The sequence below is a fragment of the Treponema porcinum genome, from assembly GCF_900167145.1.
GTDB lineage: Bacteria > Spirochaetota > Spirochaetia > Treponematales > Treponemataceae > Treponema_D > Treponema_D porcinum.
Window position 1 is genome coordinate 63,215 of sequence record NZ_FUWG01000002.1, and the last position, 17,454, is coordinate 80,668.

The following is a 17,454-nucleotide window of genomic DNA, read 5'->3' on the forward strand; positions in this document are numbered from 1 at the left end:
TTATGGAGAAAAATCAATGGCTACAAAGTATGTTTACTTTTTTGGTAACGGCGACGCAGACGGTGACGAGTCAATGCGCGCTGAACTCGGCGGAAAAGGCGCAAACCTTGCTCAGATGGCAAAGGCTCCTTTGAGTCTTCCTGTTCCACCAGGATTCACAATTACAACTGATGTTTGTCAGGAATTCTACAAATTGAACCGCAACTATCCGGAAGGATTGGCTGAACAGGTTGATGAATATCTTGGAAAACTTGAAGCAGCTATGGGTAAAAAACTTGGCGACGAGAACGACCCGCTTTTGGTTTCTGTACGTTCAGGTGCTGCAATTTCAATGCCTGGTATGATGGACACAATCCTTAACCTTGGTCTTAACGACAAAGCTGTTATCGGTCTTGCAAACAAAACAGGCAACGAGCGTTTTGCCTGGGATGCATACCGCCGCTTTATCCAGATGTACGGCGACGTTGCAATGGGCGTTGACCACGATAAATTCGAAGCTATCATCGACGAAGTAAAAGCAATCCGCGGAATTAAGGAAGATACAGAACTTACTACTGACGAATTGAAGAAAATCGTTGAAAAATACAAGGCAATGTACAAGGCAGAAAAGGGAGAAGACTTCCCTCAGGATGCAAAAACACAGATGTGGGGTGCTATCGGTGCCGTATTCGGTTCCTGGATGAACCCGCGCGCCATCAAATACCGCAAGCTGAACAACATCAAGGAAGGCGCTTTGAAGGGTACAGCCGTTTCTGTAATGGCAATGGTATTCGGTAACAAAGGCGATACTTCTGGTACCGGCGTATGTTTCAGCCGCGACCCGTCAACAGGTGAAAACGTATTTATGGGCGAATACCTTATGAACGCACAGGGTGAAGACGTTGTTGCAGGTATCCGCACACCACAGAAGCTTGCTCAGCTTGAGCAGACAAACAAAGCTATCTATGATGAACTTTGCCAGATTCGCGATCGTCTTGAAAAACACTATCACGATATGCAGGATATGGAATTCACTGTAGAAGAAGGAAAACTCTTTATGCTTCAGTGCCGCAACGGTAAACGCACCGGTGCAGCAGCAGTTAAGATGGCTGTTGATATGGTCGCTGAAGGACTTATCACAAAAGAGCAGGCTCTTCTCCGCGTTGAGCCGGAACAGCTGAACCAGCTTCTTCTTCCGCAGCTTGACAAAGATGCTGTTAAAAAGGCAGTTGAAATTGCAAGCGGCTTGAACGCTTCTCCTGGAGCAGGATGCGGTCAGATTGTATTCACAGCTGACGAAGCAGAAGCTTGGGCAAAAGACGGAAAGAAGGTTCTTTTGGTTCGCAAAGAAACTTCTCCAGATGACATTGCAGGTATGGCTGTTGCACAGGGTATCTTGACTTCTACTGGTGGACGCACTTCACACGCTGCCGTAGTAGCTCGTGGTATGGGTACTCCATGTGTTTGTGGTTGTGCTGATGTTAAATTTAAAGATGCTAACACAATCGTTGTAAACGGAAAATCTTACAAGAAGGGCGCTTTCCTTACAATCGATGGTGCAACTGGTAAAGTATACGAAGGTCAGGTAGCTGTAAAACCAGCTGCTATTTCTGGTGACCTTGAAAAATTCCTTGGCTGGGCTGATGAAGTTCGTGCTGCTTCTGTTCGCACAACTGCTTCAGGCAAAACAGTTAAGGGATTCAATGTTCTTGCAAATGGTGATACACCACAGAACGCTAAAGACGCATTCCGCTTTGGTGCAATGGGTATCGGTCTTTGCCGCACAGAACACATGTTCTTTGATGAACCAAAACTTACAGCATTCCAGAAGATGATCGTTTCTGAAACAACAGAAGCACGCAAGGAGAACCTTAAGGCTATTCTTCCACTTCAGCAGAAAGACTTCTATGAAATCATCAAGGCTATGGAAGGACGCCCTGTAACAATCCGTCTTCTTGACCCGCCGCTCAATGAGTTCATTCAGGCAGAAGATGCCAAGGCTCTGAAAGCACTTGCTAAAAAACTCGGTATAAAAGCTGACGTTCTTGCACAGAAAGTTGCTGCTCTTGACGAACACAACCCTATGCTCGGACACCGCGGATGCCGTCTTGCAATCACTTATCCAGAAATCTACGAAACACAGGTAGAAGCTATTGCACGCGCAACAGCACAGCTTGATAAAGAAGGAATTAAACATGATGTCCGCATTATGATTCCGAACGTAGTAACATACCGCGAAGTAGAGCAGATTCGTGCTCAGGCAGAAGATGTAATCGCTGCCGTAAACAAAGAGCTTGGAACAAGCCTTACATTCCAGATTGGTTCTATGGTTGAATTCCCGAGAACTGCTTTGAGCGCTGACAAAGTTGCTCAGTATGCAGACTTCTTCTCATTCGGTTCAAATGACCTTACACAGACAACGCTCGGTTTCAGCCGCGATGACTACGGTAAGTTCATCCAGTCTTACCTTGACCAGAGAATTCTTGAGGACGATCCGTTCGCTACTCTTGATGCAGATGGTCCGGGAGCATTGATGGAAATCGCAGAGGCTAAAGGACGCAGCGTAAAAGCTGACCTTCACCTTGGTATCTGTGGTGAACACGGTGGAGACCCTGCATCTATTGCATTGTGCTACAAGTATGGTTTGAACTATGTTTCATGTTCACCATTCCGTGTACCACTTGCTCGTCTTGCTGGTGCTCAGGCTGTTATTAAAGCTAGCAAATAAGTTTGAAGCTGCGAGTTTCTGCGCAAGCGGAAACTCGGTAAGCAAACCGCAAGGTTTGCGACGTGCTCAGGCTGTTATTAAAGCTAGCAAATAAATAAGCCATATAAGCTAAAAACAGCTTAGACTTATAAAAAAGCGGGGCGTTCCAAAAAGGAATGGCTCCGCTTTTTTTATGGAAAAATTATTTTATCAAATCTTTTATTACTTCAGAGGCAATCACAAGCCCCGCAACGCTCGGAACGAAAGAAACGCTGCCCGGAACGGACTTTCCTGTTTCTTCATCAAGAACGCCGGTTTTCACAGGCCGTTCCTCCGAATACAGAACTTTTACACCCTTGATGCCACGCTTTGCCAGTTCCCGGCGCATTACACGGGCAAGCGGACAGACGCATGTTTTTGAAATATCAGCAATCTTAAAATCAAGCGGATTAAACTTGTTTCCAGTTCCCATACTGCTTATCACCGGAACGCCGGCTTCTTTTGCGCGCCGTATAATTTCTATTTTTGCCGTAACGTTATCCACCGCGTCTACAACGTAATCATAAGCACAAAAATCAAACTGTTCCGCCGTATCAGGCAGAAAAAAACATTCAAACGCATTTACACAGGCGTCGGGATTTATATCAAAAATCCGCTGTTTCATCACCTGCACTTTAGGCATTCCGACCGTACTGTGAAGCGCAATAATCTGACGGTTTATGTTAGAGTCGCTTACAGTATCCTTATCAACGACAGTAAGAATTCCAACCCCTGCGCGTGCAAGTGCTTCTACGGTGTATCCGCCGACGCCGCCAACACCAAACACCGCAACGTGTGCCTTTTTTACTTTCAAAAGATTTTCTACCCCAAGCAGCAGCTCTGTTCTTTCAAACTGACCCATATTCTCTATTATATGATATAATGGACGGTATGAAACAGCTTTCCTTTGTTTTTTTGCTTTTTTTTGCGGCGGCGCTTTTATGCGCTCAGGATACGGACGTACAGTTTTCCTATAACGGAAGCGGAAACTACTATCTTGTAGAACGGACAGACCTTCGCCGGTATGATAATGGAAAATACACTGGTCTTGTAAGTCGCGAAGTACGCTCTTTCATTGCGCGTACAGTTCCGCCGAAAAGCAGCGCACCCGGCGACGCATACTACGACGGAAGTTTTTTTGTTCAGGAAGGAACGATTCGCGATTCACGCGGAATAGGAAGCGGAATTCATACGTCAATTCCGTCATCATTTAGAATTACGCGGAGCGGACAGCTTTTTATGCTTGAGGACAACGGATATCCGAGTTTCAGAAGTTTTCCGTCATTTCCGGCAGATGCAATAAAAAAAGGCGACAAATGGGTTTCAAAGGCGGAACGCGCCGTAGATCCGCTGTACAAGGGAAAAATCACGAAAATCCCGATGACCGTAGAATATACGTACCTGCGCGACGAAATGTTCCACGGAGAGGACGTATATGTTCTTAGCGCGCAGTGGGCAACCCGTTACGGAATTTCCTACTGGGATTTTGGCGGCGATCTGGAACTGAAAAGCGCAAACGGCAAGCATTCTGCCACAATGTATATCAGTAAAAATACAGGAAATGCAGTTGTCGTGCGCGATTCTGTTGATGAAACATTTATTTATGCGGACGGTTCGAATGTTTCTTTCAAGGGAACAATCTCGCTGTTCACGGAATATCCGCCGGCAGTAGACAGAAGCAGGATTATTCCGGCATTGCAGCGCGCATCCCTGATTACAAAGGACGAGGCGAACGCGCTTGCCGCAGCACCAAAAAATACCGGAACACGGACGAATGTTTCCGGAGGACTTAACGGCAGTGCTGAACCAAAAACGTCCGGCGGAACTAAAAACACCGTAGGAACATCTGGTGCAGGAACACAGAAAGCCGCATCCGGAAATGCGGAACAGACGAAGCCGGTGCAGAAACAGCTTCCGTCAAAGGCAGATACGCAGCAGAAAATCAAACAAACGGCGGCGCAGGCAGAAAAACCGATTACGGTTGAGAACACGGAGGCAGGAATACGCCTTACAATGCAGAACCTGCGCTTTAAGGCAGACAGCGCAGAACTTCTCCCGGAAGAAGCAAAACGTCTTGACCAGATAGCCGCTGTTTTAAAGGAAGCGCCGCAGTCGCAGTTTCTGGTGGAAGGACATACCGCAAGTACCGGCAATGAAAAAGGCGAACAGCGGCTTTCGGAAGAGCGTGCACGGAACATTGCGCTGGAACTTTCAAAACGCGGCATTGCGGAAGATAAATTTATCTGCAAAGGAAGCGGCGGAAGAAAACCGGTTGCAAGCAACGCAACGCCCGAAGGAAAGGCACGAAACCGCCGCGTAGAAATTACTATACTGGAATAGCGATTGAAACAACGATGCAGCGGTGCAAAAACGCACTGCATTACAAAACGTTCTGTCAGCGGCAGACTTTCAGTTCGCTTCCAAAACCGGCAATCTCTGCAATAAAATCATATTCCTTGATTTTTTCTGATTCAGTGCTGTCATTACGGCGGCTTTTTGCAAGTTCAATAGGCGCGCCGTTTTTGTCAATGAAGCGGTTGCGCGTACCGACACGCCGCAAGTAGCAGCTTCCGGACTTTACATTAAGTACGGAAGTCGCGTGAATTTGGTTGAAATCAATTTTCCCTTTGAACGAATCAACGTCAACCGTCATATCGCTCCAGACATCAAGTTCAATATGACCGCTTGCATTTGTAAAAATACCGTTCTTCATCTTTCCGCCGACTTCAAGATTATCAAGATGAATGTCGCGAACGCGAAGCGTATCAATAATTCCGGAAAGTTCAAGATGAGCCACAAAACGCTGAGGAATGCGCACGAACACGAACAAATCTTCCTTTGCGCTCATATCAGTAAAATCAGGACTGTGCTTTACAAGAACGTCCATTCGGCGCGAACATTCGTCAATCTTGACTTTTGCCTGCTGTTTAAGATAATTCAGCCTGTTTGACGCAAGCAAAATCTGGATTTTTTCTTCACAAGTGCGTTCCACAATCACTTCGCGGGCAGCACCGATTTTTACGTCAATCTGCTTTTCTTCATCCAGATCGTATTCCGTCCGGCTTTCGTATAAAAATTCGTGCTTTGAAAAAAGACTTTTTTCGTTGCTCAAAAGACTGTCAAGCGATTCGTTGAACAGTGCGGAAATCGCAACGATATTCTCAATATCAGGAAGTCCTGCGCCGGTTTCCCATTTTGTAATCGCCTGACGGGAAACGTACAGTTTTTCTGCAAGCTGTTCCTGACTCATATTCTTGCCGTTTCGTAATTCCTTTAATTTATCTGCAAATGTCATAATCAAATTCTCCTGTAAAAATCAATAATGAAGTTTTCACTTTCCTTTTACGGCTGTTTATCAGCAGGAATAATATTTCCCACGTGACGTTTTTCAAAAAACATATCGCGGTTCAGCGCAACTATTGCCGCCGCCACAAAAAACAACAGCACCGTTTCTATACATTTTGTGTTCTGCGTAAGATTAATCTGCTCCTGAAGAAAATTCACCGCAAAATGAACGATTGAACAGGCAAAAATACTGCGATTGTTCCCGACGTAAATCCACGTAAAGAAAAATCCGAGCGGCATCATTCCTGCAAAAAAGTTTATCATATAAAGCGGACTCATTTCCAGTATATTCGCCTGATACGTTCCTTCTATGAAGAAAAGCGGAATATGCCAGGCAGCCCACAAAAATCCGAAGATAATTGACTCGGAAAACCAGCTGTGATACTGCGCAATTGAATCTTCCGCATAGCCGCGCCAGCCAAGTTCTTCAAAAACGGCTGTCAGAAGAAGAACAAAAAGCGTAGGCATTCCGCCGATAGAAAAAGAAAAACCGCCTGCAAAGCCGAACTGACTTACCGGTTCGCCAAAAAGAAGTGATATTCCGATTGACGCAAAAATCAGCGCAGTAAACACTGCAAGTCCGCCAAGAATATTCAGCGGATTTATCCTGAAATAGCCGCACAGTTTTTCCTTATAGTCACGTCGCAGCACAGGACTTCCCGAAAAACGCACGAATAAAAACGCCGTTACGGTAGGCACAAAAAGTCCCAGCATCATAAGAACCATTGCCGCCACAAAACCGCTCTCCCTGCGGCTTGCAAAAGCCGCCGCAAACCACAGAACCCACGTTGAAGCAAGCGTAATAAGATAAAACCGTCCCGGTCTGTACTTGTATATTGTCATAATACCTCCTGTGAAAATCAACAAAGAAATCTTTTCCCCGTCAATCTATGACTGTACGATACACCGCGCAGCGTTTTTCAGACAGAAACAGTTGTTTACACCGGCGCATTTTTCCGCTACTTATCGTGTCTTATACAAAAATGCGCCTGCTATGTGCAATTTCTGCAATTCCTGTTATACTTTCAGAATGAACAACGCATCTGCCTTTAAAAAAAACGGTTCTGCCGCTAAAAATCCGTTCCTTCCCGTGTGTCGCGCCGATATGGACGAACGCGGATGGAGTGAATGCGATTTTGTTTTTGTTTCCGGGGATGCGTATGTTGACCACCCTTCGTTTGCGGCAGCGCTTCTGGGCAGGCTGCTTGAGTCACTCGGCTACAAAGTCGGAATTATTGCACAGCCGGACTGTTCCGATCCTTCCGCATTTACCGTACTTGGAAAACCGCGCCTTGCATTTTTAATAAGTGCCGGCGCAATGGATTCGATGGTTGCAAACTATACGGCAAACAATAAGCCTCGTTCTTCCGATGCGTATGCGCACGGTGGCGAAGCCGGCCATCGTCCGGATCGCGCACTCATCACCTATACATCAAAAATCCGCGAAGCATACAAAGGCGTGACCGTAATCATCGGCGGAATAGAAGCAAGCCTGCGCCGTTTTTCCCATTATGATTACTGGTCAAACAAAGTACGTCGCTCAATCCTATTGGACAGCAAGGCAGACCTTCTGCTTTACGGAATGGGCGAACATTCGATTATAGAAACGGCTGATTTACTGAACAGCGGTATTCCAATACGCGAAATACGTTCTGTCCGTGGCTCGTGCTGGTTTTCCGGAAAGGAAGATGACGTTCCTAAGGGAAAAAACGTAATCCGTCTGCCGTCTTTTCAGGAAATTTCTAAAAACACCGATAAAGGCCGGCAGAAATTTGCAGAATCGTTTGTAATTCAGGAAGAAAATACGGATGCGATTAACGCCTGCGTTTTGGTGGAGCAGTCAGACGCGCGCTTTGTGGTGCAAAATCCGCCCGCCTTTCCTTTAACTACAGAAGAATTTGATGCGGTGATGGAACTTCCGTACACGAGGAAATACCACCCGATGTATGACAAGAAGGCGGCAAACGGAAAAACAGGCGTTCCGGCGTTACAGGAAGTGCTTTTTTCGCTTACGAGCGTGCGCGGCTGTTTTGGTGCGTGTTCATTCTGCGCAATTACGTTTCATCAGGGACGGACGATACAGGCGCGAAGCCACGAATCGCTTGTGCGCGAGGCAAAAATGCTTTCCGAACGCCCTGATTTTAAGGGATACATTCACGATGTGGGAGGACCTACGGCGAATTTCCGAAAACCCGCGTGCAAAAAGCAGCTGAACGCCGGCGTCTGCAAGAAACGCCAGTGTCTTGGAACAGATCCGTGTCCTAATCTGATTGTAGACCATTCAGACTATGCAGAACTTTTAAAAAAACTTCGCGCACTCCCTAAAATCAAAAAAATCTTTATAAGAAGCGGACTCAGATTTGACTATCTTGTAATGGATAAAGACAAAACGTTCCTTGAAGACTTATGCCGACATCATATTTCCGGACAGCTTAAAGTCGCCCCGGAAAATGTAAGCGATTCCGTCCTTCGCCTTATGCGAAAAAGTACGCACTCAGTCTATGAAACGTTTTCAAAAGAATATGCAGAAATGAACAGAAACCTGGGAATGAAACAGTATCTTGTGCCGTACTATATTGCCTCGCACCCCGGCTGCGGATTAAAAGAAACGATAGAAACGGCGCTTTATCTTAAAAAAACGGGCTTTGTTCCAGACCAGATTCAGGACTTCTACCCTACACCGGGCAGTCTTTCCACCTGCCAGTACTATACCGGTCTTGATCCGTATTCAAAGAACCCGGACGGCACGATGAAAAAAATATACGTTGCCCGCGGTGCGCACGAACGCCGTCTTCAGAGAAGCCTGATTCAATTCTCCAAGCCGGAAAACCGTTCTCTTGTAAAAGAGGCACTTGAAAAAGCCGGACGAAAAGACTTGATTGCCGTTTTTCTTGGAAAGAACAGCTAGCATTTCTTCAAAAGCTGCTCAAATTCACCCTGCGAAACAGGCGGAGAAAAATAAAATCCCTGAATGGAATCGCAGCCTATGCTCTGCAAAAACTTCAGCTGCTGTTCCGTTTCAACGCCTTCTGCAACAACGCTCATTCCAGATTCCTTTGCAAATGCAACGGTATGCCTTATAAGGCTTTCTCCGCCCGGAGTACCGATAAAATCAATGAGCGACTTGTCAAGTTTTATTACGTCAAAACGCAAAATCTGAAGACTTGCCAGGGAAGAATAGCCCGAGCCGAAATCGTCCATATGGAGCGAAAATCCCTCCCGGATAAGGGCTTCCGCAAAAGTCTTGACCGAAATGCTCTTTACTGCCATAGACTCGGTAATTTCAATCGGAACAACGGACGGTTCTATTCCTACCCTGCCTGCAATTCCTATGTAGTTCTTTACAAAATCCTTGCGGAACATACTTGCGCGCGAAAGATTTACTGAAATCGGAATAATCTCATCGCCGTCCGACTGGCGCTTTTTCTGGTAACAGCAGACTTTCTTGAACACGTATTCATCCAGCACAGGAATCAGTCCGTCTTTTTCAAACAGCGGTATGAATTCTCCCGGCGGAATAAGCTTTCCGTCCTTTCCGCGCCAGCGAATAAGCGCCTCTGCACCGATAATTTTTTTTGTCTTTGCAGAATATTTTGGCTGATACCATACCTCAAAATCCTCTTTTTCAATGGCAGACTCAAAGGCGCTTTCTATTGCATCGTCGCGCTCCTGTTTTTCAACGACTTTTTCATCATAATAGGCAACGCTTACACCATACTGCCGGCTGATTGTTTCCATAGCAGATACAGCGCGGCTCAAAAGCACGGATGCAGGAGCATTTTTGTCTACATTTCGGTACACTCCAAATTTCACCTGAAGGTTCGCAATCGGGGAGGATTCAGCCATTCTTGAAGCCTGTCCGCTAAAATAAGAATCGCTAAAGCCTTTCGTGTGAAATCCAAATCCTGCAAACATATCGTCACGAATTCTTCCGTAGAACAAAGCAGAAATTTCGCAGTTTTTGATGGACTCTGCCATCTGCACAACGACTTTTCTGCCGGCTTCCCTGCCGTGGAACTGCTCTATAGAATGAAGATTGTCTATATTTGAAACGACCAGATCAAACGATTTTCCGGGATTTCCGTTTATCGTCATATCAATGTGATGGCAGAACGCATCTTTTGTATAAAGGCCAGAGAGGGAATCATACTCAGAAATAAAGAAGTGCGCTGCATCTTCACGCATCTTAATAATTTTTCCAAGACGCATTTTCACGACAGCAACATTATACGGCTTCGTTACGAAATCGGACACGCCAAGTTCAAGGCATCGCTCCTCATCATCGCCTTCAGATGCGGACGTAGCAACAAGAACAGGAATTGCGGCGAGTATTGGATTTGACTGAATTTTTTGCAGGAATTCAAAACCGTCAATCACCGGCATATACAAATCAAGAATGACGGCGGAAATATCACGGTAATTGTAGAAAAGCACGTCAAGACCGACAAGACCGTTCTCCGCCTCGACAATATCGTAGTCTTCCTTTAGAAAATTAACAAGAATATTACGGCTTATAGGATTATCTTCGATAATAAGTATCTTGCGCTTTCCGCCGTTACTCCGCCGTTCAATCAGCTGTTTTTTCTCGTCAAGCTGTTCCACCGATGACTGCGGAATATAGTCGTTTCTTTCAGTCGCTTCGCGGACAAACAGAAATACAATAAGATGACCGTTTTTGTCTGTATACGGAAAAAGCTCCATCACGCACTGATGAAACTCGGAATCATCGGGCTTATTCTTGCGCTTGTAACTGCACCGAACAGGTTTTTCGCCGTTTTTACGGAACATTTCCCTTAAGTTATCTATATTGGAAAACATCCTGAACGTTTCCCTGTCAGCGTCATAACAGAGCGCGCTTTCTGCAAAAAATTTAAACCATTCGCTGATTTTAAGGGATTCCGTTCCGCCCACTTTCATATTCCATTCCGTATCGGAAACCTTAAGGACAGAATAAAAATCCTCAGTTAAATCAACGTATAGAACTTTCTGATAATGGAGAAGAATCAGACGTTGCATTGCGGTATACATCAGACTGTCTAAAAGCTCCATTTGCACCTCCCGGAAAATTAAAAACACCGTAAAAAACGTGTAACGGCAAATCCGCCTTCCCCCACGGCTTAAAACATAAGCACGATCCCCTTAGACGTTTGCCCTCATTTATTCGCGCGGAGAGTTGCCCCCCCCCCGTCACTATACGACGAGGCTACTGATTACGCTATTTACTATTTTAACGCGTTTTCCGCAAAAAGCAACAATAAAAACAAAAGTCTTACTTACATTCCCGTCCGTTCCGCCCCCTTCCCTTTCGCGCCGTTCTTGTTATTGCACTATTTTTACTGTACGATGTTGTTATATTCACAAAAACTGGAGATACGCAGAATGTCTGAGCGCATAGCAATTTTTTTTGATGCGGAAAACATTTCCGCAAATCACGTAACATCAATTCTTGCCAAGGTAAAAAGCTACGGCGACATTCTTATCCAGCGTGCCTACGCGGACTGGTCTATTCCGAACACAAGTTCCTGGAAAAATCTTGTAGCAAAACAGCCGATAAGCGTGTACCAGCAGTTTCATAACGGCGAAACGCAGGTCATAGACAAAACGATTATTATGGACGCAATTCAAATTGCAATTGAACATCCGGAAATCGACACGTTCTGCATTGTTGCGTCGGACAAAGGGTATTCTAACCTTGCACTGCGTCTGCGCGAACTTGGAAAATACGTACTGGGAATAGGCGAGGAAAAAAAGACAAAGCAGGATTCGCTTCTTGTAAATGCGTGCAACGAATTCCTGTATATAGAAAACCTTAAAACAGTCGACGAAAACATCCTGCTTGATACAAATGACGAAGAACACGACAAGGAAACGCCTGATATGGCGAAATTTTCCCTTTCCCGGTTTATTTCGCAGGCATACGACTCAACACCAAAGACAAAGGACGGCGACATAATGCTTTCGCGCCTTTCAGAATCAATAAAATCGTTCAAGCCGGACTTTGACTACCACGACTACGGCTACAAATCGTTCAAGGCGATGATAGAAAGTTTCCCGGATGAATATGAAATTTACGATGACGGAAAACCGCATCCGTCATTTATGGTAGAACGCAAGGAAATCAGGGACACAGACAAAACGCTTGAAGGCAGAATACACAAAATCGTCCGGAACTACGGAATTATCCGCTCAAGCGACGGCACTGACTATTTCTTCTATGCCGGAGATGTACTTAAGCAATTCCACGGCATCAAGCTTAAAAAAGGAATGAATGTCCGGTTCACCGTGCAGAAAGCCCCCGATGAAAACGCCCCGTCCAGAAAAGACAGGAACGGCAGGGCAGACAAAATTGAAATTTTAGGATGACAGGGAGAAGCCTGTAGTTGAACATTGAACTTCTGACAGAAAAAAACTTTACACCGAACTCACTTGATTTTTATAACAGAACGCAGATTGTAAAAAGGGTGTACCGCCGGCAGAACGGAGAATATGCGCTTGTCGATATGCCGTACATTGAAGACTGGACGCTTGAACGCAAACGGCTGGAAGCACAGTTTTTAAGAAGCAGTGAATGCATTGCGTATCTGGCACTTGAAAACGGTACAGTAGCCGGTTTTATCGGGCTGAAAAAAAAGCTGTACGGTTCATATATGATTTTGAATATGATGCACGTTTCTGCGGACTATCGCGGAAAAGGCATAGGAAGACAGCTTTTTGCACGAGGAAAAGAAGAAGCAAGAAAAGCCGGCGCAGAAGTACTGTACATTTCCGCCTGTTCTTCCGAAGAAACAATAGCATTTTACAAGGCGATGGGCGCAGAAATTACCGAAAATCCAATCAGGGAATTTGCGGATGACGAACCGTACGACCTGCAAATGATATGCAGTGTAGTATAGCAGTATAATTTTATTGAAACGTAATCTTGCAGGAGATTTTTATGGGCATTGAATACAAAGAAGAACGACTTACGGCAGAAGAATACATCGAGTTTCTTTCGCGGACTGATTTGGGCTCGCAATATCCAAAAGAACGGTTTGAACAGAGAATTCAAAAACTTGTAAAAAATGTTTCAATCAGTCTTGTAGCGCGCGACGGTAAGAAAATCGCAGGAGTTCTTTTTGCCCTCACTGATTTCTGCTACTGGCTTTACGTCACTGACTTAGGAGTAGACCGCGATTATGAAAGACAGGGAATAGGCACGGCGCTCATAAAAAAAACGCACGAAATTGCCGGCGGCGAAAAAGACATCGCGCTGTATCTTGTTGCAAATGAAAACGCCGTTCCGTTCTATCAAAAACTCGGAATGACAAAATCAACGGAAGTAATGGAATACAACCACATCGAATGGACTGATTTTACTGTGGGTGATGATAAGGGAATTTAACGATACATTTTCTCTTGCACAATGCACATCGTTTTATCCATTCTGCCCATAAAAAATAAAATAATTTGTTGGAAATGACAGTGCAAAAGCGGGGCAAAGCGTTTATAGTTCTGAACGTACAGAGAAAACTGACGGAGAACCGGAAAAAACGCTGGCTGAAATTGCAGTACTGTTTTTGTCTGTAAGTTTGTGCTTCAAATTCTATTTTTATGGGAGAATATTATGTCATTCAACTTTACCTGCGCACCACGCACGATTTTTGGCGAGAAAGCGCTTAAAACTGCCGCGCCGTATATTGCGGATTTCGGGAAGAAGGCGCTCATCGTAACCGGTAAGATTATTACAAAGACGGGGCTTGCCGCAAAAGTGCAGGACGTTCTTTCTGTGCGCGGCATTTCGTCAGTTATTTTTAACGATTTGCCGGGCGAACCTGACGACAAGATGATTAACGCAGCTCTTTCTGTGTTCAAGTCAGAAAAATGCGATTTTATTATAGGGCTTGGAGGCGGAACTCTCTTGATACGGCAAAGGCTGTTGCGGCGATGACTGTCCTTCCGGGGAAACTTTCTGACTATGCAGGAAAGGAAATGTCCGGGGATTTTGCGCCGCTTGTTCTTATTCCTACGACGGCAGGAACAGGAAGTGAGGCAACGAAATTTTTTGTCTACACTGACACTGCAACCGATGCAAAACTTTTGATGAAAGGCGATGCACTTTTGCCAAAGCTTGCCGTAATCGACTGGACGTATACGATAAGTTCGCCTGTTTCAATTACAGTAGCAACGGGAATGGACGCGCTCACTCATGCAGTTGAAGCGTATACTTCAAAAAAATCAAATCCCGTAACTGACATTTACTGCCTTGATGCAATAAAGCAGATTTTCAAATATCTTCCGTTGGCTGCAAAAGACGGAAACGATAAAACTGCCCGCGAACAAATGGCGCTTGCTGCATACGAAGCCGGAGTGTGCATAAACAATTCAAGCGTTACGCTCGTTCACGGAATGAGCCGTCCGATAGGCGCGCTTTTCCATGTTCCGCACGGAATTTCAAACGCAATGCTCATCACTGAATGCCTGCGTTTTGCACTTGACGGCGAGGGCGCAGAAGAGCGCTTTGCAAAAATCGCAGAAGAAATCGGCGAGGCAGAAAAAACAGACAGCCCTTCCTGCGCATCAAAGAAATTTCTTGGCGCGCTTGAACGCCTTACAAAAACGCTCGAAGTTCCTTCTTTACGCGAATACGGAATTGACCTTGAAAAATTTGCAGTCAGCGAAGAAAAGATGGCATCCGATGCGCTTGCCTCAGGAAGTCCTGCAAACACGCGGAAGGCTGTTATAAAAGAAGACATAATTGCAATTTACGACAGGCTCCGGCTGGCGTAAATTCGGAATTTATAAAAAACAGTTTTTGTCAATAGATTTTGACTGATTTTTAAAGAAAAATATTTAAAAAAATTCATTTCAAAGTCTATTGCACAAAAAAAACATTCATACTAAGTTAAAAACACGGAAGCAACAAAGCCGTTGCATAAAATGCCGTATGGCATTTTTATTCAGCAAAGGGCTTTGCGGCTCTTTGCTACAAAAACAAGGAGCCGAATATGAAAGCTTTAAAAAATCTTGTTACAGTTGGTCTTATTGCTGGAATCGCAGCAACCAGTGCTTTTTCTGCACCAAAGCAGAAAACAATCAAGCTCGGATTCAACATTCCGTTGACCGGTGATTCACCAAAAGTAGGTGAAAGTGCAAAATTTGCCGGTGAAATTATTAAAAACGAAATCAACGAAGCCGGCGGTCTTGACGTAAAAGGCACCAAATACAAGCTGGAATTCATTTATGTAGACAATGAACTTAAGGCAGACTCCGCAATTAACGTTGCAAACAAGCTCATCGACATTGACAAAGTTCTTGCTTCCATCGGTCCTGAAGGTTCCGGACGTGCCATTCCAGCGGGCGAAGTTTACAACGATGCAAAAGTTCCGATGATTACACCGTGGGCAACAAACCCGGCTGCAACAAAAGACCGTCCGTTCTGCTTCCGCGCATGCTTCCTTGACCCGTTCCAGGCTCCAGTTGCAGCTAAATTCGCAAGCGAGCAGTTCAAGGCAAAGAAAGTTGCAATCATCTACAATCTTGAGGACGACTATTCAAAGACACTTGCAGAACTGTTCCGCGATGAATGGAACGCAAAATACGGCTCAACAGTTGTATTTGAATCATTCGGTCAGAAAGACCAGGATTTTTCCGTTCAGCTTACAAAAGTCGTAAACTCAGACGCAGATTTCCTGTATCTTCCATGCTACTACAACTTTGTAGGATTGCTTACTTCTCAGGCAAAGGATTTGGGCTGGAAAAAACCTGTTATGGGTTCTGACTCCTGGGGTTCGGCAGACTTGTTCCCGCTCTCAAAGGGTGCTGTTGTAGGTGACTTCTTCACGACTCACTACGCTGCAAAGGGTGCAACAGGAAAAACAAAGGAATTCATCGACAAATACAAGAAGGCATACGGCTATGTTCCTGATGACGTTGCAGCACTTACATACGATGCAACATACATCGTTCTGCAGGCAATTCAGGACGCAGGTCTTACAGGAAACTTGAAGAAAGACCGCATTGCAATAAAGGACGCAATGGGAAAAATCTCAAGCTTTGCCGGCGTAACCGGAAATATGAAGTTCACTCCAGACGGAGATCCTGTAAAGGAAGCTGTTGTCGTTCAGGTTACAAAAGACGGCGAATTTGAGTTCGTTAAGTCTTTACAGCCGTAACCGAGCTTTCCTTTTCAAAGACTGTCCTGCAATTCCTGTTCCTTTTAGGAAGCTTGTGCGGACAGTCGTTTTATTCGTGCGGAAGATTTTATGCCAGGACGCCGTGCGTCATAAAAAAGGCGTAAAAACCGACTGCGATACCTTTAAGAACAACACCTCGACGCCTGCGTTGAGGTGGTTGATTTTATCCGTTCTGTCTGTCCTTCAATTTTTTCGTTCCAGACATTTTATACAAGTTTGAGTTACAAACTTTCTTACTGATTTTTTACGGGAGTATATATGCTTACATTCTTTGTTCAAAACGTATTCAATGCGCTGCAATGGGGAAGCTTCTACTCGATGATTGCACTGGGTTACTGCCTGGTTTACGGTGTCCTGCGCCTCATCAACTTTGCCCACGGCGATATTTTTATGACTTCCTGCTACATTGCTTTTTTTGTAGTGGCGTTTCTTGCGGCACATTTTGCCAGTCTTTCCGGTGTTCCGCTTTTCATAATTACGCTTGTAGTAACGATGGCGCTAACTTCGCTTCTTGGAATAGGAATAGAACGAATTGCCTATCGTCCGCTCCGTACAAAAGGCGCAAACCGTCTGTACGTCGTAATTACTGCGCTGATGATAGGATTTATCCTTGAAAACGGAAACCTTGCTCTGCTCGGTGCAAGCGCACGCAGCTTCCCGGACATTCTTCCTAAATATGTATGGAACGTAGGTCCGGTTACCATCACCAGCCTTAAAGTTCTTGTAATCGTGAGCGCCGTCGTCATTTTCGGACTTCTTCAGTTCATCGTACAGAAAACAACGCTCGGAATGAGTATGCGCGCAATTTCCTACGACAAATTCGCCATTCCGCTTATGGGAATTCCGGTAAATACGGTCATCACCTTTACGTTCGGGCTTGGATCTGCGCTTGCCGCCGTTGCTGGAATTCTTTTCGGAATGAGCTACCCGGTTATGGATCCGTATATGGGAATGATTATCGGCTGGAAGGCATTTATTGCAGCTGTTGTCGGAGGAATTGGTGACATCAAGGGAGCATTTTTGGGAGGATTCCTTCTTGGTTTTGTAGAAATTTTTGTAACTGCATTTCTTCCATCCAGCTACAAGGATTTAATTTCATTTGTAATTCTGCTAGTAATCCTTACGCTCAAGCCGACCGGATTTTTTGGAGTTGCAAAATCTACAAAAATCTAGCTGTACAAAAAACAAAGCCGAAGAAAAACAGAGGTAAAT

Annotated in this window: 13 protein-coding genes and 1 pseudogene; 10 read left to right on the forward strand and 4 right to left on the reverse strand. The window is 45.0% G+C overall.

Translation table 11 applies throughout. The annotated features are described in order from the left end of the window. Positions 1-16 precede the first annotated feature (16 nt). Entirely contained in the window at positions 17-2,707 is a 2,691-nt protein-coding gene (gene ppdK, locus B5D55_RS00300) for a pyruvate, phosphate dikinase (protein WP_078931987.1), read from the forward strand. 181 nt (positions 2,708-2,888) lie between these two features. On the opposite strand, the gene B5D55_RS00305 is transcribed toward ppdK, so the two are convergent. Continuing rightward, positions 2,889-3,587, reverse strand: coding sequence for a tRNA threonylcarbamoyladenosine dehydratase (locus tag B5D55_RS00305; protein ID WP_078931988.1), 699 nt, complete (start codon positions 3,585-3,587; stop codon positions 2,889-2,891). 29 nt (positions 3,588-3,616) lie between these two features. On the opposite strand from B5D55_RS00305, the gene B5D55_RS00310 reads away from it, so the two are divergent. Next, positions 3,617-5,065 carry an OmpA family protein gene (locus B5D55_RS00310; RefSeq protein WP_159446111.1) on the forward strand — a complete coding sequence of 483 codons (1,449 nt, stop codon included), beginning with the start codon at positions 3,617-3,619 and terminating at the stop codon, positions 5,063-5,065. A gap of 55 nt (positions 5,066-5,120) precedes the next feature. Here the strand turns inward: B5D55_RS00310 and B5D55_RS00315 are convergent, their stop codons facing one another. Continuing rightward, a complete protein-coding gene (locus B5D55_RS00315; RefSeq protein WP_078931990.1) occupies positions 5,121-6,020 on the reverse strand; it encodes a helix-turn-helix transcriptional regulator in 900 nt (299 codons plus the stop codon). A 47-nt stretch (positions 6,021-6,067) separates the two neighbouring features. Next, a complete protein-coding gene (locus B5D55_RS00320) occupies positions 6,068-6,913 on the reverse strand; it encodes a CPBP family intramembrane glutamic endopeptidase (RefSeq protein ID WP_078931991.1) in 846 nt (281 codons plus the stop codon). A gap of 187 nt (positions 6,914-7,100) precedes the next feature. On the opposite strand from B5D55_RS00320, the gene B5D55_RS00325 reads away from it, so the two are divergent. Next, positions 7,101-8,978 (forward strand): YgiQ family radical SAM protein, encoded by a 1,878-nt coding sequence (locus B5D55_RS00325; RefSeq protein WP_078932254.1) that lies wholly within the window; start codon positions 7,101-7,103, stop codon positions 8,976-8,978. On the opposite strand, the gene B5D55_RS00330 is transcribed toward B5D55_RS00325, so the two are convergent. Further along, complete coding sequence (locus tag B5D55_RS00330; protein ID WP_078931992.1) at positions 8,975-11,119, reverse strand: EAL domain-containing protein; 2,145 nt, start codon at positions 11,117-11,119, stop codon at positions 8,975-8,977. The genes B5D55_RS00325 and B5D55_RS00330 overlap by 4 nt on opposite strands. A 330-nt stretch (positions 11,120-11,449) precedes the next feature. On the opposite strand from B5D55_RS00330, the gene B5D55_RS00335 reads away from it, so the two are divergent. The 7 genes and pseudogenes from B5D55_RS00335 to B5D55_RS00360 all read left to right on the forward strand — a co-directional run bounded on the left by B5D55_RS00335 (position 11,450) and on the right by B5D55_RS00360 (position 17,415). After that, positions 11,450-12,433 (forward strand): NYN domain-containing protein, encoded by a 984-nt coding sequence (locus B5D55_RS00335; RefSeq protein WP_159446112.1) that lies wholly within the window; start codon positions 11,450-11,452, stop codon positions 12,431-12,433. 17 nt (positions 12,434-12,450) lie between these two features. After that, positions 12,451-12,963, forward strand: a complete 513-nt coding sequence (locus tag B5D55_RS00340) for a GNAT family N-acetyltransferase (RefSeq protein ID WP_078931994.1) — start codon at positions 12,451-12,453, stop codon at positions 12,961-12,963. 41 nt (positions 12,964-13,004) lie between these two features. Further along, positions 13,005-13,451, forward strand: coding sequence for a GNAT family N-acetyltransferase (locus B5D55_RS00345; protein WP_200805258.1), 447 nt, complete (start codon positions 13,005-13,007; stop codon positions 13,449-13,451). A gap of 222 nt (positions 13,452-13,673) precedes the next feature. Further along, positions 13,674-14,131, forward strand: a pseudogene (locus B5D55_RS12085) (iron-containing alcohol dehydrogenase); the annotation flags it as partial. An 18-nt stretch (positions 14,132-14,149) separates the two neighbouring features. After that, complete coding sequence (locus B5D55_RS12090) at positions 14,150-14,836, forward strand: dehydroquinate synthase/iron-containing alcohol dehydrogenase family protein (RefSeq protein ID WP_456154918.1); 687 nt, start codon at positions 14,150-14,152, stop codon at positions 14,834-14,836. A gap of 218 nt (positions 14,837-15,054) precedes the next feature. Next, positions 15,055-16,221, forward strand: coding sequence for an ABC transporter substrate-binding protein (locus B5D55_RS00355; RefSeq protein ID WP_078931996.1), 1,167 nt, complete (start codon positions 15,055-15,057; stop codon positions 16,219-16,221). Between the two features lie 279 nt (positions 16,222-16,500). After that, positions 16,501-17,415, forward strand: a complete 915-nt coding sequence (locus B5D55_RS00360) for a branched-chain amino acid ABC transporter permease (RefSeq protein ID WP_078931997.1) — start codon at positions 16,501-16,503, stop codon at positions 17,413-17,415. Positions 17,416-17,454: the final 39 nt, after the last annotated feature.

What these genes read in the sequence shown, in the direction of transcription:
- B5D55_RS00330 (WP_078931992.1), bottom strand. Translation starts at nt 11,119, where the DNA reads ATGGAGCTTTTAGACAGTCTGATGTATACCGCAATGCAACGTCTGATT.
- B5D55_RS00345 (WP_200805258.1), top strand. Translation starts at nt 13,005, where the DNA reads ATGGGCATTGAATACAAAGAAGAACGACTTACGGCAGAAGAATACATC.
- B5D55_RS12090 (WP_456154918.1), top strand. Translation starts at nt 14,150, where the DNA reads ATGAAAGGCGATGCACTTTTGCCAAAGCTTGCCGTAATCGACTGGACG.
- B5D55_RS00315 (WP_078931990.1), bottom strand. Translation starts at nt 6,020, where the DNA reads ATGACATTTGCAGATAAATTAAAGGAATTACGAAACGGCAAGAATATG.
- B5D55_RS00360 (WP_078931997.1), top strand. Translation starts at nt 16,501, where the DNA reads ATGCTTACATTCTTTGTTCAAAACGTATTCAATGCGCTGCAATGGGGA.
- B5D55_RS00355 (WP_078931996.1), top strand. Translation starts at nt 15,055, where the DNA reads ATGAAAGCTTTAAAAAATCTTGTTACAGTTGGTCTTATTGCTGGAATC.
- ppdK (WP_078931987.1), top strand. Translation starts at nt 17, where the DNA reads ATGGCTACAAAGTATGTTTACTTTTTTGGTAACGGCGACGCAGACGGT.
- B5D55_RS00310 (WP_159446111.1), top strand. Translation starts at nt 3,617, where the DNA reads ATGAAACAGCTTTCCTTTGTTTTTTTGCTTTTTTTTGCGGCGGCGCTT.
- B5D55_RS00305 (WP_078931988.1), bottom strand. Translation starts at nt 3,587, where the DNA reads ATGGGTCAGTTTGAAAGAACAGAGCTGCTGCTTGGGGTAGAAAATCTT.
- B5D55_RS00320 (WP_078931991.1), bottom strand. Translation starts at nt 6,913, where the DNA reads ATGACAATATACAAGTACAGACCGGGACGGTTTTATCTTATTACGCTT.
- B5D55_RS00325 (WP_078932254.1), top strand. Translation starts at nt 7,101, where the DNA reads ATGAACAACGCATCTGCCTTTAAAAAAAACGGTTCTGCCGCTAAAAAT.
- B5D55_RS00335 (WP_159446112.1), top strand. Translation starts at nt 11,450, where the DNA reads ATGTCTGAGCGCATAGCAATTTTTTTTGATGCGGAAAACATTTCCGCA.